20 protein-coding genes are annotated in these 26,967 nt (G+C 69.9%); 6 read left to right on the top strand and 14 right to left on the bottom strand.

The window, feature by feature from the left end; all coding sequences use genetic code 11:
- Positions 1 to 72 precede the first annotated feature (72 nt).
- From FLP10_RS10240 to FLP10_RS10215, 6 genes are all read right to left on the bottom strand, one after another.
- The gene (locus FLP10_RS10240; RefSeq protein ID WP_149160764.1) at positions 73 to 1,683 is read right to left on the bottom strand and encodes a PKD domain-containing protein; all 1,611 of its coding nucleotides are present in this window, start codon (positions 1,681 to 1,683) and stop codon (positions 73 to 75) included.
- A complete protein-coding gene (locus FLP10_RS10235) occupies positions 1,680 to 3,275 on the bottom strand; it encodes a PKD domain-containing protein (RefSeq protein ID WP_149160763.1) in 1,596 nt (531 codons plus the stop codon). Before FLP10_RS10235 ends, FLP10_RS10240 begins: the two co-directional genes overlap by 4 nt.
- The gene (locus tag FLP10_RS10230; protein ID WP_149160762.1) at positions 3,272 to 4,852 is read right to left on the bottom strand and encodes a PKD domain-containing protein; all 1,581 of its coding nucleotides are present in this window, start codon (positions 4,850 to 4,852) and stop codon (positions 3,272 to 3,274) included. The genes FLP10_RS10235 and FLP10_RS10230 overlap by 4 nt, the downstream gene beginning before the upstream one ends.
- Positions 4,849 to 6,264, bottom strand: coding sequence for a PKD domain-containing protein (locus FLP10_RS10225; protein WP_210418376.1), 1,416 nt, complete (start codon positions 6,262 to 6,264; stop codon positions 4,849 to 4,851). Before FLP10_RS10225 ends, FLP10_RS10230 begins: the two co-directional genes overlap by 4 nt.
- A gap of 128 nt (positions 6,265 to 6,392) precedes the next feature.
- Positions 6,393 to 8,000, bottom strand: a complete 1,608-nt coding sequence (locus FLP10_RS10220; RefSeq protein ID WP_149160760.1) for a PKD domain-containing protein — start codon at positions 7,998 to 8,000, stop codon at positions 6,393 to 6,395.
- Entirely contained in the window at positions 7,997 to 9,394 is a 1,398-nt protein-coding gene (locus tag FLP10_RS10215) for a PKD domain-containing protein (protein WP_168209164.1), read from the bottom strand. Before FLP10_RS10215 ends, FLP10_RS10220 begins: the two co-directional genes overlap by 4 nt.
- A gap of 349 nt (positions 9,395 to 9,743) precedes the next feature.
- Between FLP10_RS10215 and FLP10_RS10210 the strand changes: the two genes are divergently transcribed.
- On the top strand, positions 9,744 to 11,297 hold the full coding sequence (locus FLP10_RS10210) for a PKD domain-containing protein (RefSeq protein WP_149160758.1): 1,554 nt from the start codon (positions 9,744 to 9,746) through the stop codon (positions 11,295 to 11,297).
- Positions 11,298 to 11,625: 328 nt separating this feature from the next.
- On the opposite strand, the gene FLP10_RS10205 is transcribed toward FLP10_RS10210, so the two are convergent.
- The 3 genes from FLP10_RS10205 to FLP10_RS10195 form a co-directional block, all read right to left on the bottom strand.
- On the bottom strand, positions 11,626 to 14,364 hold the full coding sequence (locus FLP10_RS10205; RefSeq protein ID WP_149160757.1) for a CocE/NonD family hydrolase: 2,739 nt from the start codon (positions 14,362 to 14,364) through the stop codon (positions 11,626 to 11,628).
- A gap of 82 nt (positions 14,365 to 14,446) precedes the next feature.
- Positions 14,447 to 15,463 carry a magnesium and cobalt transport protein CorA gene (locus tag FLP10_RS10200; RefSeq protein ID WP_149160756.1) on the bottom strand — a complete coding sequence of 339 codons (1,017 nt, stop codon included), beginning with the start codon at positions 15,461 to 15,463 and terminating at the stop codon, positions 14,447 to 14,449.
- Between the two features lie 24 nt (positions 15,464 to 15,487).
- Positions 15,488 to 16,153: an RNA methyltransferase gene (locus FLP10_RS10195; RefSeq protein WP_149160755.1), complete on the bottom strand. Its 666-nt coding sequence runs from the start codon at positions 16,151 to 16,153 to the stop codon at positions 15,488 to 15,490.
- Between the two features lie 166 nt (positions 16,154 to 16,319).
- Between FLP10_RS10195 and FLP10_RS10190 the strand changes: the two genes are divergently transcribed.
- Positions 16,320 to 17,729 carry an Nramp family divalent metal transporter gene (locus FLP10_RS10190; protein WP_149160754.1) on the top strand — a complete coding sequence of 470 codons (1,410 nt, stop codon included), beginning with the start codon at positions 16,320 to 16,322 and terminating at the stop codon, positions 17,727 to 17,729.
- A 41-nt stretch (positions 17,730 to 17,770) separates the two neighbouring features.
- On the opposite strand, the gene FLP10_RS10185 is transcribed toward FLP10_RS10190, so the two are convergent.
- A complete protein-coding gene (locus tag FLP10_RS10185) occupies positions 17,771 to 18,133 on the bottom strand; it encodes a variant leucine-rich repeat-containing protein (protein ID WP_168209163.1) in 363 nt (120 codons plus the stop codon).
- Between the two features lie 255 nt (positions 18,134 to 18,388).
- Here FLP10_RS10185 and FLP10_RS10180 point away from each other — a divergent pair, with 255 nt between their 5' ends.
- The 4 genes from FLP10_RS10180 (at position 18,389) to FLP10_RS10165 (ending at position 22,092) form a co-directional block, all read left to right on the top strand.
- Entirely contained in the window at positions 18,389 to 19,357 is a 969-nt protein-coding gene (locus FLP10_RS10180) for a DUF2690 domain-containing protein (RefSeq protein WP_168209162.1), read from the top strand.
- A 49-nt stretch (positions 19,358 to 19,406) separates the two neighbouring features.
- Complete coding sequence (locus FLP10_RS10175) at positions 19,407 to 20,069, top strand: metal-dependent transcriptional regulator (protein ID WP_149160751.1); 663 nt, start codon at positions 19,407 to 19,409, stop codon at positions 20,067 to 20,069.
- 266 nt (positions 20,070 to 20,335) lie between these two features.
- Positions 20,336 to 21,328 (top strand): ATP-grasp domain-containing protein, encoded by a 993-nt coding sequence (locus FLP10_RS10170; protein WP_149160750.1) that lies wholly within the window; start codon positions 20,336 to 20,338, stop codon positions 21,326 to 21,328.
- Positions 21,295 to 22,092, top strand: coding sequence for an HAD-IIA family hydrolase (locus tag FLP10_RS10165; protein ID WP_149160749.1), 798 nt, complete (start codon positions 21,295 to 21,297; stop codon positions 22,090 to 22,092). Before FLP10_RS10170 ends, FLP10_RS10165 begins: the two co-directional genes overlap by 34 nt.
- A 125-nt stretch (positions 22,093 to 22,217) precedes the next feature.
- On the opposite strand, the gene FLP10_RS10160 is transcribed toward FLP10_RS10165, so the two are convergent.
- Genes FLP10_RS10160 through FLP10_RS10145 form a run of 4 tightly spaced genes read right to left on the bottom strand, consistent with a single transcriptional unit; the run spans position 22,218 to position 26,795 of the window.
- Positions 22,218 to 22,919 (bottom strand): NUDIX hydrolase, encoded by a 702-nt coding sequence (locus tag FLP10_RS10160; RefSeq protein WP_149160748.1) that lies wholly within the window; start codon positions 22,917 to 22,919, stop codon positions 22,218 to 22,220.
- A gap of 40 nt (positions 22,920 to 22,959) precedes the next feature.
- Positions 22,960 to 24,024 carry an aldo/keto reductase gene (locus FLP10_RS10155; protein WP_149160747.1) on the bottom strand — a complete coding sequence of 355 codons (1,065 nt, stop codon included), beginning with the start codon at positions 24,022 to 24,024 and terminating at the stop codon, positions 22,960 to 22,962.
- A 30-nt stretch (positions 24,025 to 24,054) separates the two neighbouring features.
- Positions 24,055 to 25,488 carry an NtaA/DmoA family FMN-dependent monooxygenase gene (locus tag FLP10_RS10150; RefSeq protein ID WP_149160746.1) on the bottom strand — a complete coding sequence of 478 codons (1,434 nt, stop codon included), beginning with the start codon at positions 25,486 to 25,488 and terminating at the stop codon, positions 24,055 to 24,057.
- Positions 25,485 to 26,795, bottom strand: a complete 1,311-nt coding sequence (locus FLP10_RS10145; RefSeq protein ID WP_149160745.1) for an acyl-CoA dehydrogenase family protein — start codon at positions 26,793 to 26,795, stop codon at positions 25,485 to 25,487. The genes FLP10_RS10150 and FLP10_RS10145 overlap by 4 nt, the downstream gene beginning before the upstream one ends.
- Positions 26,796 to 26,967: the final 172 nt, after the last annotated feature.

Genomic DNA, 26,967 nt, shown 5'->3' with positions numbered 1-26,967 from the left:
CTGCGGGAGTGATCCCGAGCACCGCAGGTGCGGCCAGTGCCGCCAGCGCGGATGCCGATCTGATCCGTCGCATCATGCGTCCTTCCGTTGGGGATGCACCCGGCGGCGGACGATGACCACCGCGATCGCACCGGTCAGCAGCATCCCGATGCCCGCGATCACCCACGTCGCCCCGTTGAACCCGGCGGGCGGCAACGCACCCGCCACCCCCGACCCGGGCACCGCGGGCTCGGGCACCGCGGGCTCGGGAACCGTGACCGTGACCGTCGCGACCGCCGACGCGTCGCCGTTACGCAGCAACTGGTGACCCGTGTACACGTCCTCGGTCGACGTGCCACCCGAACTCGTCAGCCGAACGGTCGCGGTGTACTCGCCAGGTTCGGCGTACTCGTGTTCCACGGTCGGGGTCGTGGTCACGGTGCTCACGCCGTCGCCGAAGTCCCACGCGTACTCGGCGATCGTGCCGAACTCCACCGTCGAGGCCGACGCGTCGAACGTCACCGGCGAGTTCGGCTCCGAGGCGGTCAGCCGCGCCACCGGCGCCTGATCGGGGGTGATCGTCAGATTCCCGGCGCCTGGGAGTGGTGTCGCGCCGAGCGGGGCGAGTGTGGCAGCGTCGTGCGCCGAGATCCCAGCGACGCGTTCGCCGGCCTCGCCCCACGGGCCGTACCCTGTCGCGAAGACCTTCGCACCGTCGGGCGTGACGATCGGATACGTCCCATAGTTTTCGAGCGGGCTCGAAGCGGCGAGCGTCATCGTCGCGACATCGAGCGACCAAAGTGCGCTCTGCTCTCCTCCAAAGAATTGCTGGGTGCTGAGGTACGCGCGGGTGCCGTCGGGCGAGATCGAGACCGACCCGAGCATGGACGACGAGTCGGTGACGATGCTGGCTACCGTCCCGGTTGCGAGATCGACGCGAAGTGCCCGCTGATTGAAGATGGGATCCACGGAACGCAACCACGCGCCGGAGAGCATGGCGGTCGACCCGTCGGGGGTGATGGCGATGCCTCCGAGGACATCGGTGATCCCGCCGGTGCCCTCGGGGGTCAGCTCGATGGTGTCGATCAGGCTCAGTGTGGCCACGTCGTACGCGCGCAGCTGTGAAGGAGCACCACCGTCCCAGAACCTGCAGACGATCCAGGCAGTGCTGCCGTCGGGGCTGAAGGCCACGTCGACGGGCGCATCAGCCACGGTCTCGACGCAGGGCTCGAACGAGACCACCTCGTGCGTTGCCAGATCGATCTTGTCGCGCGCGGTCATCGCGACCGACCCGTCGGGGCTGACAGCAAGTCCGAAATAGCTGGAGATGGTCGACGTCCAGAGCACGTCGCCCGAGGATGCATCATGAGCCGCGAAAAGCAGCTCATCCTCGCCGCTCGGACCGTCGACCGAGCCAATCGTGTATAGCGTGCGGGCGTCGGGACCGTACGCCACATAGCCTGGCAGGTAATCGCCCCACGGCGACTCACGCACCGAGCCGTCGTCGACGTTCAGCAACGCCACCGCGCCCGTCCACACATTGGAACCTGTGCTGCGGTCGAGGTACCCACGCGTCGCTGCGACTTCCCACGACCGGCCCGTGTCGTCGTCTGGTGGCGTGGCGGCCGTGGCCGTGGCCGCGGGGGCGACCACCACCAGTGCCAGTCCAGTCACCGCGAGCACCGCACCGATTCGTCGCATCATGCGCCCTCTCGTCCATGTTGAACTCGGCGTCGTGTGACCGCCGTCACGCCGGCCACCAGCATCCCGAACCCCACGATCGCCACCCACGCACCCTGGAACCCGGTCGGCGGCAGCTTCGTCGACACCGCAGCCGGCACCGTCACCGTGACCGTCGCGACCGCCGACGCGTCGCCGTTACGCAGCAGCTGCTTGCCGGTGTACACGTCTTCGGTCGACGTGCCGCCCGAACTCGTCAACCGAACGGTCGCGGTGAACTCACCCGGTTCGGCGTACTCGTGTTCCACGGTCGGCGTCGTGGTCACGGTGCTCGCGCCATCGCCGAAGTCCCACGCGTACTCGGAGATGGTGCCGAACTCGACCGTCGAGGCGGAGGCGTCGAACGTGACGGGCGAGTTCGGTTCGGAGGCGGTCAGTCGCGCGATCGGAGCCTGGTCGGGGGTGATCGCCAGTGTTCGGATGCTCCGGTCAGCGACCGGTGTGTCTCGGAGTCTGGCCAGCGATGCGGTTTCGTGCGTGGAGATGCCGGAACGTGCGCCTGCCGGTCCGTCCAGATCCCAGGTCGCGGCGTAGACGTGTGCCCCGTCGGGACTCACTGCGGGATCTGCGTGGACCGCGTTGAGCGGCACCGAGACCGTGACGGTCAGGGTGGCGATGTCGATTGCGCACAGCGCAACGGTGACGGCGGCGGGGATGGGAGCTTCATCGCCGCGGTGGTCGGGGGGCGGGTCTTCGTCCACTCCCGTATCGAGAGCGGAGCCCGGGTTGGAGGCAGCGACGTAGGCGTGGGTGCCGTCCGGCGAGATCGAGATGGTGTTCCTGGTGTCCAGCTCGAGGGTCGCGTACGTTCCGGTCGTCAGATCGACCCGCAGCACGACCGGAATACTCGTGTGTTCACCGGTCGCCTGATAGCTCCTGGAGATCATGGCAGTCGAACCGTCGGGTGTGATCTCAATGCCCTGTGCCACTCCCGGGTAGTGCCCGGGGATCCGAATGGTTTCAACCGGTGCCAGGGTGTCAACGTCATACGCCCGCAGTTCGAGATTCGGAGTTGGGTCGTCAAAACTGCAGGTGTGCCACGCCGTGCTGCCATCCGGGCTGATGGCCACGGCATAGGGAATGCTGTCATCGCCGCAGGGAGAGAAGGTCTCGACCTCGTGCGTGACGAGATCCACCGCAGCCCACCCGGTCATCGCGACGGATCCGTCTGGACTCACCGCCAGCGCCCGACCCGACTGGCCCTCATCAGTGCGAACCTGCCAGAGGATGTCGCCGGTTGCCGCGTCGTGAGCTGCGAACACCGCGCCCAGCGAATCCCAGACGTAGCCGGTTCCGTACACCGTGCGGGCATCCGGAGAGTACGCGGCGTTGAAAGCAAAGTAGTCCGGGAACTGCGCCTGACGTACCGCGCCCGAGCCGGTGTTCATCATGGCCAGCGCCGAGATGTCTCCCTGGCTTGCGAACGGCAGCATCCCGGCGACTTCCCACGAGCGGCCGGTGTCATCGGGGGGCGGGGCCGCGGCGGTGGCCGCGGGGGTGACGGCGAGCACGGCGAGCACCGCGAGGGCTGCTGCCGTTCCGATTCGTCGCATCATGCGTCCTTCCGTTGGGGTTGCACCCGGCGGCGGACGATGACCACCGCGATCGCACCGGCCACCAGCATCCCGATGCCCGCCATCACCCACGTCGCCCCGTTGAACCCGGCGGGCGGCAACTCACCCGCCACCCCCGACCCAGGCACCGCGGGCTCGGGAACCGCGACCGTGACCGTCGCCACCGCCGACGCGTCGCCGTTACGCAACATCTGCTGGCCCGTGTACACATCCTCGGTCGACGTACCACCCGAACTCGTCAACCGAACGGTCGCGGTGAACTCACCAGGATCGGCGTACTCATGCTCCACGGTCGGCGTCGTGGTCACGGTGCTCACGCCATCGCCGAAGTCCCACGCGTACTCGGCAATCGACCCGAACTCCACCGTCGAGGCCGACGCGTCGAACGTCACCGGCGAGTTCGGCTCCGACGCGGTCAACCGCGCGACCGGCGCCTGGTCAGGGGTGACCGTGAGGTCGAAGGCCACGTCGGATTCCCGGAACGTCTCGCTCAGCACGGCCAGCGTATCTGCGTCGTGTGCTGACAGGCGTATCTGGTCGGGCTCGTCCAAGGTCTCATCCAAATGCGAGGCTGCGTACACGCGAGCACCGTCGGGGGTCACGGCGAGTACAGCACCAAGTACGCCATTGTCGGCGAGCGGAGCGGAGACCGCGGTCGTCATGGTGGCCAGATCGATCGCATGAAGCACACCCTCGAAGTCGTCATCGGAGCGTTCGCTGATGTACGCGCGGGCACCGTCGGGCGAGACCGCAGCGTCCAAGCCGAGATCGTGCTCGAACGCGAGGTCTGTGAGTGCGCCCGTTGCCAGATCGATGCGGGTGACGACCGGCACAACCGACCCATCGTCGGCAACCCGATCACCCGTCGATACGGCGACCGACCCGTCTGGGGTGAGAACGATCCGATCCAGGCGGTGGTTCGTGAGCACGAACGTCGCGGTCGGGGCGAGCGTTGCCACGTCGTACCCACGCAGTTCGGTGTCGGGAGAGGGGCGCAAACCCCGGCACAAGTACCAGATCGTGCCGCCGTCGGGGCTGAACGCCGTCGCATAGAAGAACGGCGCCTGACCGACGCACGCGTCGAACCGATCAACCGCGCGCGTCTCGAGGTTCACCAAGCTCGATCCGGTCGCGGCGATGGACGCGTCGGGGCTCAGCGCCACCTCAATGAAGCTGCTGATCCGGGTGATCGACCAGTCCACTTCACCCGTTGCCGCATCGCGTGCCGAGAACGCGGAGAACCACTCTGACACCTCGCCGTCATCGGTCACATTGTCCCCGGTGCTATAGAGCGCACGGGCGTCTGGCGTGAACATGAGCCCGGTGGGTAGGTCGTCGGGCCAGGTCGTCTGCCGCAGGGAACCGTCATCGACGCTGAGGAACGCCAGTGCGCCGACGCCGATCTGTTCGCCGTCTGCCGTCGGGAAGCGAAGGGAGGCCACGACTTCCCACGAGCGGCCGGTGTCATCGGGTGGCGGGGCCGCGGCGGTGGCCGCGGGGGTGACGGCGAGCACGGCGAGCACCGCCAGGGCTGCTGTCGTTCCGATCCGTCGCATCATGCGTCCTTCCGTTGGGGTTGCACTCGGCGGCGGACGATGACCACCGCGATCGCACCGGCCACCAGCATCCCGATGCCCGCCATCACCCACGTCGCCCCGTTGAACCCGGCGGGCGGCAACGCACCCGCCACCCCCGACCCGGGCACCGCGGGCTCGGGCACCGCGGGCTCGGGAACCGCGACCGTGACCGTCGCGACCGCCGACGCGTCGCCGTTACGCAGCAACTGGTGACCCGTGTACACGTCCTCGGTCGACGTGCCACCCGAACTCGTCAGCCGAACGGTCGCGGTGAACTCACCAGGTTCGGCGTACTCGTGTTCCACGGTCGGGGTCGTGGTCACGGTGCTCACGCCGTCGCCGAAGTCCCACGCGTACTCGGCAATCGACCCGAACTCCACCGTCGAGGCCGACGCGTCGAACGTCACCGGCGAGTTCGGCTCCGACGCGGTCAACCGCGCGACCGGCGCCTGATCAGGGGTGATCGTCAGGCGGAAGGAGAGGGCGTCGTCGAGCGGCGTATGACTGAGTGGGGTGAGAGTGGCAGCATCGTGCGTCGAGATCCCCTCGATCGTGTCCCACTCCTCTCGCCCGACGGCGAAGACGTGGTCGCCGTCGGGTGACACGATCGGATCCGTCCCGTAGTTCACGAGCCGACCCGACGCGGTGATGCTCATCGTGGCGATATCGACCGCGTGCAGCGCACCCGAGACGTCGAAAACCCTGCTCGAGGCGAAGTAGGCGTGAGTGCCGTCGGGTGAGATCGAGACCGACCCGGACAACAACAAGTCGGTCGCCAGGTCAGCGACGGCACCGGTGGCCAGATCGACGCGAAGTACGTACCATCCGTACAGCGGCGAGAGCATGGCGGTCGACCCGTCGGGGGTGATGGCGATGCCGCCGCCGACGAAGGCTGAGAACTCTATGGTGTCGACCAGGCTGAGTGTGGCGACATCGTACGCGCGCAACTGGCTGCCGAAACCCGACCGGCCGCACACCAACCAAGCAGTGCTGCCATCGGGAGTCAGAGCGACATCCCAAACGTCATGATTGCTGGTCTCATCGCACGGGTCGAACGACACGACGGAGTGCGTCGTCAGATCGATCTTGTCGCGCCCGGTCATCGCGACCGACCCGTCGGCACTGACCGCCAGGTCATCCCAGCCGGAGACCGTCACGGTCCAGAGCACGTCGCCGGTGGATGCATCATGAGCAGCGAAGAGTGAGACCTCTGCAACCTCTGCGTCGCCGACAGCGCCGACGGTGTACAGGGTGCGGGCGTCCGGCGCGTACGCGAGAGCATTTGGCGCGTAGTCACTCCACGGCGTCTGGCGCAACGACCCATCATCGATATTCAGAAATGCCAACGAGCCCGAAAACGTCCAGGGATCACGGGTGAGATCCAACGAGGCCACGGCGACTTCCCACGACCGGCCCGTGTCATCGTCTGGTGGTGTGGCGGCCGTGGCTGGGGCTGCGGGGGCGGCTGCGATCCCGACCACGGCAAGTGCGGTGAGCGCCCGTGTCGATCCAGTCCGTCGCATCATGCGTCCTTCCGTTGGGGTTGCACCCGGCGGCGGACGATGACCACCGCGAGCGCACCGGCCACCAGCATCCCGAACCCCACGATCACCACCCACGCCCCCTGGAACCCGGCGGGCGGCAACTCACCCGCCACCCCCGACCCGGGCACCGCGGGCTCGGGCACCGCGGGCTCGGGCACCGCGGGCTCGGGCACCGCGGGCTCGGGAACCGTGACCGTGACCGTCGCGACCGCCGACGCGTCGCCGTTACGCAACATCTGCTGGCCCGTGTACACGTCCTCGGTCGACGTGCCACCCGAACTCGTCAGCCGAACGGTCGCGGTGTACTCGCCAGGTTCGGCGTACTCATGCTCCACGGTCGGGGTCGTGGTCACGGTGCTCACGCCGTCGCCGAAGTCCCACGCGTACTCGGCGATCGTGCCGAACTCCACCGTCGAGGCCGACGCGTCGAACGTCACCGGCGAGTTCGGCTCGGATGCGGTCAGCCGCGCCACCGGCGCCTGGTCAGGGGTGACCGCCAGGTCGACGCCGAAGCCGGGCAGTGGCGTATCGCCGAGCACGGCGAGGGTGTCGGCGTTGTGGCGCGACACCGCGTACTCCCACCCACCGCCTGTGTTTTCTTCGGTGATCATGTAGATCCGGCTGCCGTCGGGAGTGACGAGGGGGTTCGCGAACGTGCCCACCGCGAGCGGAAGTGAGGCAATGACCGCGGTCGCATCGAGATCGACCGCGTGAAGTGCGCGGTCGTCGGCGTACCAAGAGCTTGCGACCCAAGCTCGGGCGCTGTCAGGTGACAGCGCGATGCTTCCGGCGGTGAACTGCTCGATCGCGCCGTGTGCCCCAGTGACAAGGTCGATGCGCAGCGTCGTTTCTACCGATGGGGGGGTCGCCAGTGCCGCGTTCGACAGCACCGCGGTCGACCCGTCGGGTGTGATAGCGATGCGCGAGTCGCGGGGATAGAAGCCTGGGATCTCGACGGTGTCGACCAGGCTGAGTGTCGCCACGTCATACGCACGCAACTCGATGCCGGCGGCGGGCAGTGCGGGCCTGCACACGAACCAGGCTCTGCCGTCGGGACTGAACGCGGCGCCAGTCGCAAAGCCGAAGCCACCCGCACACGCGTCGAACGGCGTAGACGCGCGGGTGACCAGATCTACCCTGGCCTCGTCGTTGCCCGTTGTCATCGCGACCGCGCCGTCCGGACTCACGGCGATCATCGGGAAGTATCTCGAGCCGGCATCGCCGGCGGTTGTGCTCCACAGGACGTCACCGGTCGTCGCATCGTGGGCTGTCACGGCCTGATGCTCGTAATCGAGTTCGTCGACGACGAAACCGACGGTGTACAGCGTGCGCGCGTCGGGCGCGTAGGCGAGGCCATCTACGGAGTCGTAGTCCTGCAGCCCGACCTGACGCGCCGAACCGTCATCGACGCTGAGGAAGCTCAGTGCGTACTCACCTGCCGTATCGTCACTGGCCAGTGACGATACGGCAACCTCCCACGAGCGGCCCGTGTCGTCGGCGGGTGATGTGGCGGCCGTGGCCGCGGAGGGGATCCCGAGCAGTGCCAGTGCGACCATCGCGAACACCACTCCGATTCGTCGCATCATGCGTCCTTCCGTTGGGGTTGCACCCGGCGGCGGACGATGACCACCGCGAGCGCACCGGTCAGCAGCATCCCGATGCCCGCGATCACCCACGTCGCCCCGTTGAACCCGGCGGGCGGCAACTCACCCGCCACCCCCGACCCGGGCACCGCGGGCTCGGGCACCGTGACCGTGACCGTCGCCACCGCCGACGCGTCGCCGTTGCGCAGCAACTGGTGACCGGTGTACACGTCCTCGGTCGACGTGCCGCCCGAACTCGTCAACCGAACGGTCGCGGTGAACTCACCCGGTTCGGCGTACTCATGCTCCACGGTCGGCGTCGTGGTCACGGTGCTCACGCCATCGCCGAAGTCCCACGCGTACTCCGCAATCGACCCGAACTCCACCGTCGAGGCCGACGCATCGAACGTCACCGGCGAGTTCGGCTCCGACGCGGTCAGCCGCGCCACCGGCGCTTGGTCAGGAGTGACCGCCAGATTCTCGGCGCCTGGGAGCGGTGGTGTCGCGCCGAGTGGGGTAAGCGTGGCAGCGTCGTGCGCCGAGATCGCTTTGGCACGTTCGCCGGCCTCGCCCCACGGGCCGTACCCTGTCGCGAAGACCTCCGCACCGTCGGGCGTGACGATCGGATGCGTCCCATAGTTTTCGAGCGGGCCCGAAGCTGCAAGAGTCATCGTCGCGATGTCCACAGCCCACAGCGAGTCCTGGCTGTCATCCGATGCCTGCTGAACGCTGAGATACGCGCGGGTGCCGTCGGGCGCGATCGAGATCGACCCCAACATGAACGACGAGTCGGTGGCGATATCGGCGACTGCCCCGGTTGCGAGATCGACACGGACCGCTCGCTGGTTGAAGACGGGCAGATTCAGCCGCGCGCCCGAGAGCACCGCCGTCGACCCGTCGGGGGTCAACGCGATGCGGCCGGTCACATCGTGGGCGAGTTCAATGGTGCGGAGAAGATCGAGGGTCGCGGGGTCGAACGCGCGCAACTCCGCACGGTCAGGATCGCGGAATCTGCAGACGATCCAGGCGGTGCTGCCGTCGGGGCTGAAGGCGACGTCGATCGGACCGTCGTTGACTGTCCCGCCGCACGCGTCGAAAGGAACCACCTGGCGCGTGGTCAGATCGATCCTGTCGTTCGTGGTTATCGCGATTGACCCATCGGGGCTGACCGCCAGTCGTTCTTGGCTGTCAGAGAGGGGTACCGTCCACCTCACGTCACCGGAGGACGCATCATGAGCTGCGAGATGCACCTCAGCATCGAAGATCGTATCGCCGATGCTGATCAGGCCCACGGTGTACAGGGTCCGAGCATCGGGGGCGTAGGCAACATCACCGGGCGCGTAGTCTCCCCACGGCAGTTCACGCACCGAGCCGTCATCGACGTTCAGAAATGCCAACGCGCCCGTGTACACGGTGGAACCGGGGCCCCGGATGAAATCCCAACGCGCCGCCGCGACTTCCCACGAGCGACCCGTGTCATCGGGTGGCGTTGCGGCTGTGGCTGTGGCTGCGGCTGTGGCTGTGGCTGTGGCTGTGGGAACGATTCCGAGCAGGACGAGTGTGGCCACAACGAGCGCCGCTCCGAGGTATCGCATCGCAGGCCCCCCGTGCGTGTCGATGCTGATCAACCTAGTGACGTGTCGTGCGCGGCCGCAAGCGTGCCGGGCAGGCGTGCACCCTTGTCGCGGGGTATCGCTGACGATACGGTGACGACCATCGGCGTGCGCGAAAGGACGGTGACATACCGTGCGACGGATCGGTTCCGCCCTGGCGCTGGCGTCGCTTGCGGTGCTGACGCTGGCTCCTGCGGGCGCGCAGGCCGCGGCGGCCCCTACCGCGGGTCGTTCGTGGGAGGTCGTGACCGGTCTCAACGTTCCCCTGCCGGGCGGCGAGTGGGAAGGGAACTGGGGGGCTCTGGGGTTCGTGACAGCGGATGACGGATCGGTCAGGCAGACGAACCTGCCCGGCTACACGGTGACAGCACTCGCGTATTCGCCCGATGCGCGAACCGTGTACTCGTTCGGCACCTTCGTGGACGACCTCGGGGGAACGGTTGGTGGGTTCGCGGCTTTCGACGCGTCGACGGGAGAGATGATCTGGCAGGACGCAAGCGTCGGGTCGCCGAGGTCACTGGCCGTGAGTCCCGACGGATCGGTGGTCATGCTGCCGCATGCCCGAGGCGACGTGGCCACTCGCGCGTTCGAGCGTTTCGACGGGTGCACAGGCGATGCCACATCGGCGGCTGCGGTGGCGTTCGCCCCTGATGGCGGCACGGTCTGGCTCCTGTGTGCAGGCACGCGATTCAACCCGATCTCCGAGTTGCGTGCATTCGACGCGACAACGCTCGATCCGGTGAGGACGATTCCGCTGGCCGACCACTACGCGCGTGCGCTGGTGCTGACACCGGACGGATCGACCGCGGTGCTCAGTGGCGAAGTCGGCAGAACGGTGGAGGAGTCGGGGGTGCCTGCGGTGACACGGCTGGACCTGACCACAGGTGAGATCACCGATCTCAGGCTCGATCTCGATCTCTCCTACGGGGCACTTGCGATGGCGCCGGACGGCGCGTACGTCTACACGCTGGCCGGGGTGGGGGACGTTACGGCCGAGCTCACTTCGGTCGACATCACGTCGATGACGGTGACCACTTCAACGCCCTTCCCATACGAGACCGGGGATCTCGCAGTCACGCCCGACGGTTCGCGTGTCTATTCGGCGACTCGGTCGACGCCGGCCGGGTCCGAGACGCCGTTGGTGAGCGCGCACGATGCCGGGACATTGGCGACGCTCTCCCAGTCCCCGTTCGAAGCTTCCGGCCTTCTCGGTCTGGCGGTGACGCCGGATCAGGCGCCGATCGCACGGTTGACGGCGTCGGAGCCGAACTCACCGGTGACGTTCGACGCGTCGGGCTCGACCGTGGAGTTCGGGTCGATCGCGGAGTACGCGTGGGACTTCGGTGACGGCACCACGCTGGTCACATCGACCCCCGTGGTCGAGCACGAGTACACGCAGCCCGGTGAATATACGGCGTCAGTGCGCCTGACCAGCTCAGGGGGCACCTCGACCGAAGACGTCTACACCGGTCAGCAGCTCCTGCGCAACGGCGACCCCTCCGCGATCGCGACGGTCACCGTGACTGTGCCCGCAGCACCCGCGCCCGGGGTGTCGGCCGAGCTGCCGCCCACCGGGTTCGACTCATCGGGATTCGGCGGAGCCGGGTTCGCGGTAGCGGCGGCGGCGTTGGTGATCGCCGGTGGCATCGCAGTGGGCCTGGGGAGGCGCCGCGGCCGGCAACCGTGACCTGTTCGCGGAACCGCGCACTCATGCCGGCCGCACGAAGTGGTGACGGGCAGTGCGGCTGAGCCCCGAGGAGCGGAACAGGCGCCGCGCCGCCGCGACGCCCGTTCCCGTGGACGATCAGTGCTCGGAACGCGACCCGGCCTGCGACCGACGGCGCAGCAGGAGCACTGCGCCTGCGACGGCCAACAGCATCGCGAGGGCGATCGGTGTGACGCGCATGACGCACTTCCGCACGGTGCGCGACCTGCAGCCGAGCCTCATCGGGTAGGCGGCGCGCAACCGGCTCCCGCCCTGGTGGGCGGGAGCCGGTCGAGGCTGCGCACCCCGGTCAGCGCACCTCCACCTTCACTGGCGCGGACGCCGTCTCGCCGTTCGCGTTCGCGAACACCGCGACGAGCGTGTGCGCGCCGGGCGCGACACCCGTCAGCGCGACCGTGGCCGCCTGCGCGGCCGGCGTCGCCGCCGTCAGCTCGCCCGAGCCCACCTCGACCCCGTCGAGGAGGAACCGGTACGACGTCGCGTTCGTGCCCCACCACAGGTTCGCGGTGACCGTGAACACGCCGTCTCGATCCCAGTTGTCGTGCGACACCACGGGCTTGGCCGGAGCTGCATCCGTGACCTTCACCGTGGTCGAACTCGCCGCCGTCGCGCCGCGCGAGTTGACGAGCTCTGCGGTGTAGACGTAGGTGCCGTTCGGCTTGCCGGTGAACGCCACCCGTGCCTCTTGCGAGGTGCCGGTGGGGGTGAGCGCCTGCGTGCTCACGAGCACGCCGTTCTCGTAGAGCCGCAGCTCGCGGCCCGGCACGCCCCACCACAGGTTCATGACCACTTCGAACGTGCCGTCGTGCAGGCCGTACGCCCACCCGCTCGTGTTCGACAGCGTGCCCTTGCCTGGGGCCGTCGCGTCGGCGGGCTTCCACTTCGCGTACGCGGTGGCGTCCGCGACGAGCGGTGCGGCGAAGTCGAACGGCGTGGTGAGCGCCGCATCGGTGTACCAGCCGTCGAACAGCCACCAGCCGTCTGCCGACACCGGATCGGCCGGCGCGACGGGTGCCGTGCCGAACGCGACCGACTGCGGCTCGATCGGCTCGCCCCGGTCGCCGACCTCGAACGACAGCGATACCGGGGCCGGGACTCCGAGGCCGCCTGCCGCGGCCGCCGCGCCGATCCCGCCGACCACGGGCAGAACCACGCGGCTCGTCGCCGCGTCGACCGTGACGGTCGCGCTTCCCGTGCCGCCGATGTTGTAGCCCGAGAGGTTCGTCGTCACCACGACGCCGATGCGGTGACCGGCGGCGAACGTGGTGTCATACGGTTCGAGCGGCCACGAGAACGCGTAGGGCTGGCCGGCGACGACCGGCGTGCCCTCGCCCTCGATCAGCGACTCGCGGTTCGATGTGTCGAGCGCGCCCCGGGTGACCCGCCAGGTGTCGACCGTCGACGTGCGGCGGGCGACCTCGAGGTAGCACGCATCGTCGGCGTCGCTCTCGGCGCCCCAGCAGGTCGTCGTCGTGGTGTTCTGCACACCCTCGCCCGTACGGGGCGTCGGCGTCGACGGGCCGTAGTCGACGAGCAAGGCCGACAGGTTCGCCTGGGTGACCCCGAGCGACGCCGCGAGCTCGACCCGGGCGGTACCCGAGATGCGCAGGTCGGTCGTCAGGGGCTCCGACAGGAACACCAGTCGCTGGGCCTGCGAGCCGGCCGGCGTGTTGATCGCATTTCCCTCGGTGATCGACCCGGTCGGCCCGGTGAACGACAGCGACGCAGGCTCGGCCGCCGCCTGCAAGCGCAGCGCACCGGCGGCACCCGGCGCGGTCGCGCCCAGGTAGACGTCGACCGGTTCGGTGCCCGGAACCGGCCAGCTCGCGACATCCTCGTACTGCTCGGGCGCGGTCTCGACCGTGGCCTGCGGCTCGTCCATGATGCCGTTGTCGATGTCGAGCAGCCAGTGGTCGAACCAGCGGTGCAGCGTGTCGACCCACTCGGCGCGACGGAAGTCGAACGGGTCGACGTGGCCGACCTTCGCGAGCCAGATCTTGCGCGGCACGTCGCGCTCGGCGAGCGCGCTCCAATAGTCGCCGACCTGACTCATGCGCACGTTGTCGTCGTTCAGCCCGTGCACGACGAACACCGACGCGTGCAGGTCGTCGATCGAGGTGCGGTAGTCGCGCTCGGCCCAGAACGGGTTGACGTCGCCCGACTCGTCGCCGTCGATGCCGTTCAGCAGCGTGCGAGTCGGGGCGCATAGCGACCGCCGCTCGGGATTCGTGACCGTGTTCGCGAGGCCCGACGGGTAGTTCGTGTTGTGGGCGACGCCGCCGGTGCGCGAGTAGCCGTACCAGTTCGAGATCGCCGAGATCGGCACGATGGTGGTCAAGCCCTCGACGCCCGTGGCGGCGACGCCGTTGGCGAGCGTGCCGTCGTACGACTTGCCGATCATCGCGGCCTTGCCGTTGTGCCAGTCGGCCGTCACGGCCTCGCCGGCGGCGTTGGTGCCCTCGACCCGGCCCTGCAGCCAGTCGATCACGACCTTCATGCTCTGGATGTCTCCGGGCCCGCCGTGCATCGGGCATCCGGTCGACCCGGCGGTGCCGTCCATCTGCGCGAGGATCACCGCGTACCCGCGCGGCACGAAGTAGTTGTCGTAGAACAGCGGCCACGAGTCGTTCAGGCCGTCGGCGTCGGTGTCGGAGATGAATTCGCTCTCGTTGCCCCGCCCGAGCGTCGTGTAGTACGGACTCGGGTCGATGATGGCGGGCACTTCGAGCCCGTCGTCGGACTCGGCCGGACGGATGATCTCGATGCGGGTGACGTCGTCTTGGCCGTCGAGATCCTGGTCGACGCCCGCGACCGGGATGTAGACCCGCTCGCGGATCGCGTCGTCGTAGTCGAACACGGGAGCGCTCACGCCGCCTTCGAGCGTGATCGCGTCGGCGGCCCAGGCGGCGGGCGCGGTGATGCCGCCGAGAGCGAGGGGCAGGGCCGCGAGGGCCGCGCCGATGAGGAGCGGCCCCCGACGGGGTCGCTGCAGACGTGGAACCGATTCGTGGTGCCGAGTGCGTCTCATGCGCTATGCCTACCGGCCGGGCGCGGGAGCGTGTCAAGGGTCGCAGAATACGCGTCACTCTTGACCATGTGTCAACAGGGTGTTACAGCCACTTCCGCGACCGGAACACGAGGTAGAGCACCCCGGCGAACCCGGCCATGAGCGCGAGCGCGAACGGATAGCCGAGCCACCACTCGAGCTCGGGCATGTGCGCGAAGTTCATGCCGTAGATACCCGCGATGAGCGACGGCGCGAAGATGATCGCTGCCCAGCTCGCGACCTTCTTCGACTGCTCGGCCTGCGCGTAGCTCGCCTCGGTGAGCGAGCGCATCTCGTCGTTCTGGCGCTGGGTGACGAGCGTGGCGTGCACCGAGAGAGCGTTCTGCAGCAGCTGCCGGAACCCCTCGCCGCGCTCGACGACGCGGATCACGTGATCGTTCACGTCGCGCAGGTACCGCCGCAGCTCGACGTCGATGTCGTACTTCTCGAAACCGCCCTCGAGCGCGACGAACATGTCGAGCAGCGGCCCGGTCGCCCGCTGGAATTCCATCACCTCGCTCGCGAGGTCGTAGATGCGCCGAGTCACCGCGGGATCCCCCGAGAACAGTTGGTCCTCGATCTCGTCGATGTCGTTCTCGAGGCCGGCCACGACCGGGCCGTACTCATCGACGACCTCGTCGAGCACGGCGTAGAGCACCGCCTCGGGCCCCTTGCGCAACAGGTCGGGGTCAGTCTCGAGGCGGCGGCGCACACGCGAGAGATCGGGCGACTCGGCGCGGCGAACGCTCACCGCGAACGTGTCCCCGATGAAGAGATGCACCTCCCCGAACTCCACCTCCTCCGCGTCGTCCAGGTAGCGGGCGGGGCGCAGCACGACGAACAGCGTGTCGCCGTATCGTTCGAGCTTCGCCCGCTGGTGCCCCTTGCCGGCGTCCTCGACGGCGAGGCCATGCAGGTCGAACTCCCGCGCGACGGACTCCAGCTCGGCATCGGTCGGCCGGTAGAGGCCGATCCAAGCGAAGCCGCCATGCTCATCGAGGGCCTCGAAGGTCTCCTCGAGGCTCGCCGGGCTGAGGACGCGAGCGCCGTCCCGGTAGATGGCGTTGTCGATCACGGGCACGAGCACAGTCTGCCGCGAGACGCGTCAGGAGCCCGCTGCCCGCGCCGCCCAGCGCAGCACCCACGAGTGCATCGCGATCGCGGCCGCCGCGCTCGCGTTGAGCGAACGGGTCGAGCCGTACTGGGTGATCTCGACGATCGCGTCGGCCGCGGCGAGCGCCTCGGGCGTCGAGCCCGGGCCCTCCTGGCCGAACAGGAGCACGCAGCGCTCGGGCCAGTCGAACGCCTCGATCGGCACCGAGCCCGGCACGTTGTCGACCGCGATGATCGGCACGGATGCCTCGTGCGCCCACGCGGCGAAGCCCGCGACATCCTCGTGGTACTGCAGGTGCTGATAGCGGTCGGTGACCATCGCGCCCCGCTTGTTCCAGCGCCGGCGACCGATGATGTGCACGGTGTCGGCGGCGAACGCGTTCGCGGTGCGCACGATCGAGCCGATGTTCAGGTCGTGCTGCCAGTTCTCGATCGCGATGTGGAACGGGTGCCGGCGCTCATCGAGGTCGGCGACGATCGCGTCCATGCGCCAGTAGCGGTAGCGGTCGACGACGTTGCGCCGGTCGCCGGCACGCAGCAGCTCGGGGTCGTAGCGCGGATCGTCGGGCCAGGCGGCCTCGCCGCCCGGCCACGGGCCCACGCCGTGCGCGAGGGCGGGCTCGGCGTGCTCCGGGTCATCCTCGTGTTCGTGGTCCACCCGCCCACGCTACCCGCGCACCGCCGCCCGCAGGCCCGCTCCCGCCCAAGTCGAGGTCGAGGTCGAGGTCGCTTGTTGTCGCCTGCGCAGCCCCGGAGCGACAACGAGCGTCCCCGACACGTGTGTTCGGGTTTTCGGTATACCGAAAACCCAGTAGGGTTTCGGTATGCCGAAAACTGTCGACGTCGACACCCGGTCCCCTCGCACGCGCGACCGCGCCGCATCCGTGCCGCGCGTGGCCTGGCTACTGGGGCCTGCACTGGTCGCGGGCGTCGCCTACCTCGACCCCGGCAACGTCGCGAGCAACATGACCGCCGGAGCGCAATACGGCTACCTGCTGGTGTGGGTCGTGGTCATCGGCAACGTCATGGCGTGGCTCATCCAGTACCTGTCGGCGAAGCTCGGCATCGTCACCGGCCGCAGCCTGCCCGAGGTGCTCGGCGCGCGGCTGCGCAACCGGTGGGCGCGACGCGCGTATTGGCTGCAGGCCGAACTCGTCGCGATGGCCACCGACCTCGCCGAGGTGATCGGCGGCGCGGTCGCGCTCAACCTGCTGTTCGGCGTGCCCCTCCTCTGGGGCGGGCTGATCACGGGAGCGGTCTCGGTCGGGCTGCTCGTGCTGCAGCAGCGGCGCGGCGCGCGACCGTTCGAGTTCGTGATCATGGGGCTGCTCGTGATCATCGCGGTCGGCTTCACGGTCGGCGTGTTCATCGCGCCCCCCGACCCAGCCGGGCTCGCCGCGGGCCTCGTGCCCCGGTTCGAGGACGCGAACTCGGTGCTGCTCGCGGCATCCATCCTCGGCGCGACGATCATGCCGCATGCGATCTACGCCCACTCGGCGCTGAGCCGCGACCGGTTCGTGCGAGGCGGAACCACGGCCCTGCCCGCCTCTGAATCGAACGGGCAAGAAACGCGCCACCCGCGCGAACAAGGCGCGTTCCCCGCCCACTCGATGCGAGTGGAGGCGGCAGCACTGGATGCGCCGGATGCGCCGCGTCCTCCGGGAACATCGACGACGCTGCCGACCGACCTGCTGGTGCGCGCGACCCGCGTCGACGTGACCGTGGCGATGGCGATCGCCGGCACCGTGAACCTGTGCATCCTGCTGCTGGCCGCGGTGAACCTCGCGGGCGTCGAGGGCACCGACTCGCTCGAGGGCGCGTACGCCGCGATCGGCGCATCGCTCGGGCCCGTCATCGCGACGCTGTTCGCGGTGGGGCTGCTCGCGTCAGGACTCGCATCGACGAGCGTCGGCGCCTACGCCGGCGCCGAGATCATGCACGGCCTGCTGCGCGTGCGCATCCCGCTGATGCTGCGGCGGCTCATCACCCTCGTGCCGGCGCTGGTCATCCTCGCGCTCGGATTCGACCCGACTCTCTCGCTCGTGCTCAGCCAAGTCGTGCTGTCGTTCGGCATCCCGTTCGCGCTCATCCCCTTGATCGCGCTGACGGCGCAGGCGGGCCTGCTCGGGCGGTGGCGCAACCACTGGGCCACGACCGCAGCGGGCGTCGCGTCATCCGTCTTCCTGATCGCCCTGAACGCGCTGCTGCTCTGGCTGGTGTTCACGGGCGCATAGCCCGCGAGCGAGCACCGACCCGGCCCATCCGACGGGCCGCGTCAGGCGACGATGAGCACGGCCACCACGACGACCCCGACGAGCGCCGACGCGGCCGCCACGACGAGCAGCGCCGGCGCGGCCGGAGTCGCAGGGCGTGCGCCCCGTCGAATCCCTCGACCCGGGCGGCGGCGGCCACTCGGCACGAGCGGCACGCCGAGCCCGTCGCCGTCGGCGAGGGAGACGACCCGGCGCGACCCGACCGGTTCGCGCCCCGCGCCGGTACGGCCGGGCGAATTGGGATGCCGAGCCACCGTCGCGCGGAACTCGGGATGCAGCTCGGCGATCGCGGCGAGCACCTCGGGCGGTGTCGTGCGCGAGAACAGCGCCTCCCACGCGGCGGAGCGGTCGCGGTACGGACTCACACGACCCCCTTCCCCGGCCTGCCCCGTCCTGGCCTGTGCGTGCGGCGTACTGCCCACCTCGACTCAACCAGAGACCGGCCGCCCGCGCGAGTTCGGAGACGACCGAACCGGAAGAACCGAACGCACCCGGAATCCGGTCGACCCGACCCCCGAACTGGCGTCACGGGTACGCCGCGCACCGCCGACTCGCCGATGGAGGATGAAACGGCAGCCGAACCCCGTCGGCAGCGACCGCGCATTCCGGAGGAACATCCGATGGCCGACGCCACCCCGAACGACGACATCGCCGCGCTCGCCTCCGACCTGCGCGCCCTGCGCCTGGCCGCCGGCAGTCCCACGCTCGGCAAGCTGCAGCACGACACGGGCATCTCGAAGACCGTGCTTTCGGACGCGTTCGCTGGGCGGCAGCTGCCCTCGGCGCGCACCGTCGACCGGGTCGTGCGAGCCTGCGGAGAGGATCCCGCTCGCTGGGTGCGCCGCCGCGACGCGATCGCGACGGGGAGTGCCGCGACGCTCGCCACCGCGACGTCTGGCCGTGTGACGAGCGATGCCCAAGCATCCAGCGCCCAACGATCCAGCGCCCAACGATCCAGCGCTGACGCATCCAGCCCGGGTGCATCCAGCCCGGGTGCATCCGCGACGGAGGCCGACCGTGAGCCGCGCGCGGGTTCGACCGCCCGCCGGCCGCTCAGGCGTGGCGCGATCGCCGCCCTGGTCGCCGGCGCGTTCGTGCTCGGAACCCTGGCGAGCGCGGGCGTGAGCGCCGCGGTCACCGCCGCCGCACTCGATCAGGCGCGCGCCGAGGCCCGCGAGGCTGCGATCAAAGAGCTGACGGATGCCCCGATCAACCCCCGCGCGCAGATCAACGTGCACAACGGCGTCGATCCGGCGCTCACGCCGTGCGTGAACGACGCCGAGGTCGCCACGAGCTCGGACCGCACGAACCACACCCGGCTCGAGATCATCTGGTCGAACAAGTGCTACGCCGGCTGGGGCCGCGTCACCCGCTACGACGAGCAGGTGTCGGGCAACAGCGTGACCGTCTCGATCTATCCCGAGACCGCTCCGCAGGGTCCCGACCGGCAGAGCGCGACCGAGCCGAACGTGCAGGGGGCGTATACGACGCTCGTCGTGCGGCCGACGCCGCAGACCCGGCTCTGCGCGGTCGGCGCGATCACCGTCGACGGCGAGAGCATCGACCTCGGCGAGCCGCTGTGCATCTGAGCGGGTCGACGGCTGAGCGCGAGGCGCGTCCGCCGGTATCCTGACCTCGATGCCCGGCAGCCCGAGTCCCGCGATCGAGGACTACCTGAAGACGGTGTATGCGCACACCGAGTGGCAGCCCGACCCCATCACGCCGTCGGTGCTGGCGTCGAAGCTCGGCGTCGCGCCGTCGAGTGTCACCGAGATGGTGAAGAAGATGGCCGCGCAGGGACTGGTGTCGCATGCGCCGTATCGGGCGGTGCGGCTCACCGACGAGGGGCGCCGGCAGGCGCTCGCGGTGGTGCGCCGGCACCGCCTCGTCGAGACCTGGCTCGTGCGCGAGATGGGCTACGCGTGGGACGAGGTGCACGACGAGGCCGAGGTGCTCGAGCACGCCCTCAGCGACCGGCTGCTCGAGGCGATCGACGCCCGGCTCGGGCGCCCACGGGTCGATCCGCACGGCGACCCCATCCCCCACCGCGACGGCACCGTCTCGCGTGAGCCGTTCGTGCTGCTCGCCGAGGCCGAGCCGGGTCACCTCGGGCGGGTGATCCGCATCAGCGACCGCGACGGCGCGGTGCTGCGCGAACTCGACGTGGCCGGCATCGGCCCCGGCGTCGTGCTGCAGGTGACAGATGTCTCGGCCGACGCGGTGACAGTGAAGGCCGGCGCCGAGGCATCCGGTCGCAGCCTGGCGCGCGAAGTCGCGTCGGCCATCTGGCTCACAGCGTAGCCGCGGCTGCCGGGCTGCTGGTCGAGGAGCAGCGGCGCGCAGCGACGACGGAGGTCGGGATCAACGCGAGGCGGTCTCGAGACGCGTCCGACTCGGTCGGACGCTCCTCGACCGGCGCAACGCGCCTCAGGGACATCCCGGATGCCTCGCTGCCGACGCCGCGGAAGGATCGACGCATCGGCCGCGGAACGACCCGCCCGGCTCCGGAACGGAGGACCCATGCACCCGCAGTTCGCACCCTACGGCGACGATCGCGGAGCCGTCGCATGATCCTGATCGCAGCCGGGCGCGACGACGCCCACGCCGTCGCCGTCGCCGACTGCCTGCGCGACACCGGCGTCAAGGTCGTGCGACTCGACACGGCCGACCTGGCCGGCGCGGGATCGCTCGAACTCGCATTCGGCGCCGGCCACCACCCCGAGCTCACCCTGCACACGGGCACTGAGCCCCACTCGGATGACCCGGCTGCCACCGACCCCGTCGACCTCGCCCGTGCCACGGTCGGCTGGTGGCGCCGGCCGGGGCCCGTGGCACCCGCCGATCATGTTCCGCACGAGGTGCTCGAAGGCGTGATCGCATCGCTTTCGATCGACTGGCTCAACCCGCCCGCCGCCGAGGACGCGGCCCGCCACACCCTCGTGCAGTGGACCGCCGCCGCCGAACTCGGCTTCGCCCTGCCGCACACGATCGTCACCCGCGACCCCGACCGGGCCCGCGCCTTCGCCATACGCCATCGCGTCGCCGGCGTGGTGACGAAATCGCTGCGCCCGCACACCGGCACCGGCGAGACGCATCGGCTCGAGGCATCCGACCTGACCGTCCTCGACCGCGTTCGCCACTCGCCCACTCTGCTGCAGGAGTACGTCGACGGCGTCGACCTGCGCGTCACGGTCGCGGGCGACGAGGTGTTCGCCGCCGAGGTCGACGGGTCGGGCACGCTGCGCCCGTGGGAGCTGCGACGCGGCCGCGAACCGGCCCTCATTCGCCCGGCCGAGCTGCCCGGCAGCCTCGGCGCGGCGCTCGTCGGACTCGCCCGCCGACTCGGCCTCGGCATCACGACGGTCGACCTGCGCCGCACCGCCGACGGACGCCACGTGCTGCTCGACCTCGACCCCTCCGGCTCCTGGCTGTTCGTGGAGCGCGCCACCGGCCTGCCGATCACCGACGCGGTCGCCGACGTGCTCGCCGCGCGCGACGGCGCGAGCCTTCGCCCTACGCTTGAGGCATGGGACGACGCGACGAGGTCGAGTGCTGGCTGACCGACATGGACGGCGTGCTCGTGCACGAGAACCACGCCCTGCCGGGTGCCGCCGAGCTGCTGCAGCAGTGGGAGGACACGGGCACGCCCTATCTGGTGCTCACGAACAACTCGATCTTCACCGCGCGCGACCTCTCGGCGCGGCTGCGCGCGTCGGGGCTCAACGTGCCCGAAGACCGGCTGTGGACGTCGGCGCTCGCAACGGCTGACTTCTTGAAGCAGCAGGTGCCCGGCGGGTCGGCGTTCGTCATCGGCGAGGCCGGCATCCTCACCGCGCTGCACGAGGCGGGCTTCGTGATGACCGAGACCGACCCCGACTTCGTCGTCGTCGGCGAGACCCGCAACTACTCGTTCGACGCGATCACCAAGGCGATCAGGCTCATCGGGCGCGGCGCTCGGTTCATCGTGACCAATCCGGATGCCACGGGCCCGAGCGCCGACGGTCCGCTGCCCGCCACCGGAGCGATCGCCGCGCTCATCACCAAAGCGACGGGCAAGGAGCCGTACGTCGTCGGCAAGCCGAACCCGATGATGTTCCGGTCGGCGTTGAACAAGATCGGCGCGCATTCCGAGAACACCGCGATGATCGGCGACCGCATGGACACCGACATCGTCGCCGGCATCGAGGCGGGCCTGCACACTGTGCTGGTGCTCACCGGCATCAGCGACCAGGCCGAGATCGAGAAGTACCCGTTCCGCCCCGACGAGATCGTCGAGGGCGTGTTCGAGCTCGTGGCATCCGAGCCCGCCGAGACCGAGCTGTAGCGGCGCCTACCGCTGGTCGAGTAGCGCGAAGCGCGTATCGAGACCCGGTGACCCGCCGCTGGAACCGAGGGCAGGTCACGAGGTCTCGATACGGTCGCTGCGCTCCCTACTCGACCAGCGGATGGCTACGGCAGCTCGAGTTCGCGCGTTCGGTCCCACGGCTCGGTCCAACCGAGCGCATCGAGCAGGGCGTCGAGCACGCCCGCCGTGAACCCCCACACGAGGTGTTCGACACCCGACACCGTGACGAGCCACCCGGGCCCACGCCACTCCTGACCCGCGCGGCGCAGCACCGTCGTATACCGGTTGGCGGGATCCAGCAGGTCGGCGACCGGCGTGCGGAACACGTGTGCTGACTCGGCGACATCGACCACCCCGACCGGCGTCTGCCGGGACCACCAGCCGAGCACCGGGGTGACGACGTGACCCGACACCGGAACCGGGATCTCGGGCAGCGCGCCGAGCACGTCGACGCCCGACGTTTCGAGGCCGGTCTCTTCCCGCGCCTCGCGCAGGGCGGCAGCGACGGGTCCGTCGTCGCCCGGATCCATCCGCCCGCCCGGGAACGCGACCTGCCCCGCGTGCGAGCGCAGCGTCGCCGCGCGTTCGAGCAGCAGCAGGTCGAGGTCGCGCGACACCGCACGCGCCTGTGCGTCGTGGTCGGCAGGGCGCCCGTCGAGCACGCCGAAGAGGATGAGCACGGCGGCCGGCCGCGGATCGGGCGCCTCGGGCAGGCCCCGGGCGTCGCGCCACTCGGCGAACATCCCGCTCTTTCCGACGAGTGCCGCGAGCTCGGCTCGCGCCGCGGTGGACGACTCCGTGGTCATCCCTCGAGGCTAACCCCCGAACCGTGGCCCAGGGGCGCAGTCAGCCCGCAGCCGCTGCCGGTGCCGCTGCCGCTGCCGGTGCCGGTGCCGGTGCCGCCTCACGGAACGCCGAGATGCCATTGGTCGACGGCGCCCGCTCGCCCTCGACGAGCGCGACGAGCCCATCGAGTTCGGCGACGGTCTCGGGCGAAAGGCTCGCCCCCACCGCGACGAGGTTCTCGTCGATGCGCTCGGCGCGACGCGTACCGGGGATCGGCACCACCGGGACATCCAGTTCGCGACCGCGCGCGTAGAGCCACGCGAGCGCGAGCTGCGCGCGCGTGAGGCCCTCGCGCTGCGCTGCACGCTCGGCGATGGCCAGCGCCTCGAGATTCCGCGTGAGCGCCTCCTCGCCGAACCGGGGGAACCGCCGGCGCGCATCATCGACGGCGAGGCCGGCGCCCACGCCGCCTGCGAAGAACCCGCGTCCAAGCGGCGAGTATGCGACGAAGCCGACCCCGAGCCGACGTGCCGCTGGGATGACCTGCGCCTCGACATCGCGGCTCCACAGCGACCACTCGCTCTGCACGGCGGCGATCGGATGCACCGCGACGGCGCGCTCGAGCTCGCTCGCCGTGACCTCGCTCACGCCGATGCGGTCGACCAGGCCCTCGGCTACCAGCTCGGCGAGCGCGCCGACGCTGTCCTCGATCGGCACGCGCGGGTCGACGCGGTGGAGGTAGTACAGGTCGATGCGCTCCGTGCCGAGCCGTTCGAGGCTGGACCGTACCGACTCGCGGATGTACGTGCGGTCGCCACGGAAGCGGACGCCGTCGGCGTCGGGCTCCCGCAGGATCCCGACCTTCGTGGCCAGCACCACCTCGTCGCGTCGATCGGCGAGCAGGCGGCCCACGAGCCGCTCGTTCTCGCCGCCGCCGTAGATGTTCGCGGTGTCGATGAACCGCACTCCGGCGTCGACCGCGTGGTGCAGCGTCGCCAGCGCGACATCGGGGTCGACCGGCCCGTACGAGCCGCTGAGGGCCATTCCGCCGAAACCCTGGGCTGGGACGACGAGGGCGTCGCCGAGGGCGACCTCGGGGATCGGGGCGTGCGAGTCGGCGGTCATGCGTAGCTCCTTCGGGATGCGGGCGGGCGATCAGTTGGCGGCGAGCGGAACGGGCGGCACCGGCGCGGCGAAACGCAGCGGCGGCACCGGCACGTCGAGGTTGGCCCCGCCGCGGTAACGAGCCGCGATGTGGTGATCGGGCAGCCGGTCGCCGCGGCCGAACAGCCGGTCGCGCAACGTCGTGGGGGCGCCCGAATCCTCGACGAGCCGGCCTCGACGGCGAAGCTCGGGCACGACGAGCTCGGCGAAGTCGCGCGCGGTGTCGAACGAGTGGTACTGGCGCAGGTTGATGCCGTCCACGCCATCGTCATCGAGCCAGCGCTCGATCTCGTCGGCGACCACCGAGGGCGTGCCCGCGACGAAGTATCGGCCCTCTCGGCTGCCCTGCAGGCCGTCGAGCGCCGCGCCGACCGTCTTGTCGAGCGGCAGGAACGGCACCTCGGATTCGGGAACCCCCGAGCGCCGCACCGCCTCAGCGACGGTGATGTCGCGCGGGTAGGCCGTGAGGTCGACGCGCAGACCCGAGTGGGCGAGGATACCGTCGAGGCTCACGTGCTCGCGGTAGGTGCGCCACTTGTCGGCCGCCTCCTCCTCGGTGCGACCGACGACGACCCCGGCCTGCACGATGAACCTCAGGTCGGCGCGTGAGCGGCCGTGGCGCTCGGCCGAGGCGGTCATCTCGGCGGCGTTGCGACGGAAGTCTTCAGTGGTGCGCCCCCCGGTGAAGACGAGCTCGGCGTGCCGACCGGCGAACTCGATACCCGCCGGAGAGCCGGTGGCCTGGTAGAGCACGGGGGTGCGCTGCCTCGACGGGTGCACGATGTGCGGGCCGGCCACGCGGAAGTGCTCACCGACGTGGTCGATGTACCGCACCTTCGAGGCATCCGTGGCGATGCCCTGCTCGCGGTCGTAGACGACCGCGCCGTCGTCCCACGAGCCCTCCCACAGCTTGTAGAGCACGTCGAGGTACTCGTCGGCGATCTCGTACCGCCGGTCATGCGGGACCTCGCCTTCGAGCCCGAAGTTGCGTGCCGCATTCGGCAGGTAGCTCGTCACAATGTTCCAGCCGAAGCGGCCGCTCGTGAGGTGATCGAGGGTCGATGCGCGGCGCGCGAACGCGAACGGCGGTTCGTACGTCGTCGAGAACGTGGCGCCGAAGCCGAGCCGCTTCGTGACCGCCGCCATCGCGGGGATGACGAGCAACGGGTCGAGGTTCGGCGACTGCAGCCCCTCGCGCAGTGCCGTCTCGGGCCCGCCGCGGAACACGTCGTAGGCACCGATCACATCGGCGAGGAACACGCCGTGGAACCCGCCGTCCTCGAGGATCTCGGCAAGCTCGGTCCAGTAGCCGAGCTCGTCGAACCGGTGCCGGTTGTTGCCGGGCAGCGGCCACAGCCCGTGCGTGATGTGGCTGATGCACGCCATCTCGAACAGGTTGAGGATGAGCGGCTTCTTGTCGGTCATGCGGATGCCTCCTGCGCGGACTCGGCGGTGACGGACTCGGCGGTCGCGGATCTGCCGGGTGCGCGCCACTCGGGCAGGGTGCCCTCGAGTTCGAACAGCCCGATCGCACGCTTGCGCTGCACGGCGGGGTTGTGCGAGGCGACCGTGCGAGCATTCCGCCAGTGCCGGTCGAGGGCGAAGCCGCGCCCGACCGCGCTCGCTCCACCGACCTCGAACAGCTCGGTCAACGCGCCCAGCACCAGGGGCAGCACGATCTGCTGCAGTCGGAACACGTCGAGCATCGCATCGCGGAGGTCGCCCGCGGTCACGTCTCCGGTCTCCCGTCGCACGAGCACGGCGTCGAGCTTGCGCGCTTCCGCGAGCACCAGGCTCCTCGCCGCGTGCGCGGTCGCGCTCAGTTCTCCGACGGTCGCCTGCACGAGCGGATCGAGTCGGGGCAGCGTCTCGCCCGCGGAACCGAAGATGCGGCGCCTCGGTCGCACGAAGGCGACGGTGTCGCGCAGCGCCGCGTCGGCGATGCCCGCCACGACGGCGAGGAGCACGAGCTGGAACACGGCGGCGAGATGGTGGCCGCGGCCCTCGTCTTCCCCGCGCACGACGATGTCGCCGGGGTGCACGGGCACGCGGTCGAACGTGGTCGTGCCCGAGCCGGTCAGGAGTTGGCCGAACCCGTCCCAGTCGTCGATCGAGCGCACACCCGGGTGCGAGGCGTCCACCGTGATTCCGACGCGGTCGTCGCCGTCGAGCGCGCTCAGGTGGATCCAATCGGCGTAGATGCTGCCCGTCGTGTAGTACTTCGTGCCGGTCACGAAGACGTCGTCCCCGTCGCGCTCGATCGTCGTCGTGAGGTCGGCGGTCTCCTGTCGCTCGGACTGCGCGTTGCCGATGAGGTCGCCGGCGGCGATACGGGTGACCCACGCCGCTTCGTGGTCGTCGAGCGGGCGACCTGAGTCGATGCCGTCGTACCGGAGGCCTTCGACGAACGCGATATGACCCCGATACAGGTGCGCGAGGCTGGGGTCGGCGGACGCCAGGTCGATGAGGCGGTCGAAGAAGTCCTCGAGCCCCAGCCCGGCGCCGCCCAACTCGGCCGGCAGGCGCAGGCTCGTGAATCCGAGCCGGCGCAGCTCGGCGACCTCGTCGTACAGCAGGACGCGATCGCGCTCGCGGTCCGCCGCACCGGGGCGGACTCGCTCGAGCAACGCGCGGAACGCATCGTCGAAACCATCGGTGCGAGCCGGATGCGCCGCCCGACCATCGGTCTCCTCTTCGATCCGGACCTCGTCGCGGATGCCGTGCACAGTCATGCCCGAGACGGTAGCCCGAGGTCTCGCGACGCGGGTCGCCGGCGACGTTCCGAGTCGACTCGTGACCGCATGTTGAGCCGTGTGACGCTCCGTATGACGGATTCCGGTCACACGCGTTCACGGAGGGCAACGTCGGGGTGGGCGGCTCGCGGCGTCCCTAGCATCGGCTCCA

This window comes from Agromyces intestinalis, assembly GCF_008365295.1.
GTDB lineage: Bacteria > Actinomycetota > Actinomycetes > Actinomycetales > Microbacteriaceae > Agromyces > Agromyces intestinalis.
Note: the sequence above shows the minus strand (reverse complement) of the source record. Positions and strands in the feature narration are given on the sequence as shown.

Excerpts from the sequence above, each read along its gene's own strand:
- FLP10_RS10175 (WP_149160751.1), top strand. The coding sequence starts at position 19,407 with ATGCCCGGCAGCCCGAGTCCCGCGATCGAGGACTACCTGAAGACGGTG.
- FLP10_RS10220 (WP_149160760.1), bottom strand. The coding sequence starts at position 8,000 with ATGATGCGACGAATCGGAGTGGTGTTCGCGATGGTCGCACTGGCACTG.
- FLP10_RS10205 (WP_149160757.1), bottom strand. The coding sequence starts at position 14,364 with ATGAGACGCACTCGGCACCACGAATCGGTTCCACGTCTGCAGCGACCC.
- FLP10_RS10150 (WP_149160746.1), bottom strand. The coding sequence starts at position 25,488 with ATGACCGACAAGAAGCCGCTCATCCTCAACCTGTTCGAGATGGCGTGC.
- FLP10_RS10230 (WP_149160762.1), bottom strand. The coding sequence starts at position 4,852 with ATGATGCGACGGATCGGAACGACAGCAGCCCTGGCGGTGCTCGCCGTG.
- FLP10_RS10170 (WP_149160750.1), top strand. The coding sequence starts at position 20,336 with ATGATCCTGATCGCAGCCGGGCGCGACGACGCCCACGCCGTCGCCGTC.
- FLP10_RS10160 (WP_149160748.1), bottom strand. The coding sequence starts at position 22,919 with ATGACCACGGAGTCGTCCACCGCGGCGCGAGCCGAGCTCGCGGCACTC.
- FLP10_RS10165 (WP_149160749.1), top strand. The coding sequence starts at position 21,295 with ATGGGACGACGCGACGAGGTCGAGTGCTGGCTGACCGACATGGACGGC.
- FLP10_RS10235 (WP_149160763.1), bottom strand. The coding sequence starts at position 3,275 with ATGATGCGACGAATCGGAACGGCAGCAGCCCTCGCGGTGCTCGCCGTG.
- FLP10_RS10240 (WP_149160764.1), bottom strand. The coding sequence starts at position 1,683 with ATGATGCGACGAATCGGTGCGGTGCTCGCGGTGACTGGACTGGCACTG.
- FLP10_RS10190 (WP_149160754.1), top strand. The coding sequence starts at position 16,320 with ATGCCGAAAACTGTCGACGTCGACACCCGGTCCCCTCGCACGCGCGAC.
- FLP10_RS10180 (WP_168209162.1), top strand. The coding sequence starts at position 18,389 with ATGGCCGACGCCACCCCGAACGACGACATCGCCGCGCTCGCCTCCGAC.
- FLP10_RS10155 (WP_149160747.1), bottom strand. The coding sequence starts at position 24,024 with ATGACCGCCGACTCGCACGCCCCGATCCCCGAGGTCGCCCTCGGCGAC.
- FLP10_RS10145 (WP_149160745.1), bottom strand. The coding sequence starts at position 26,795 with ATGACTGTGCACGGCATCCGCGACGAGGTCCGGATCGAAGAGGAGACC.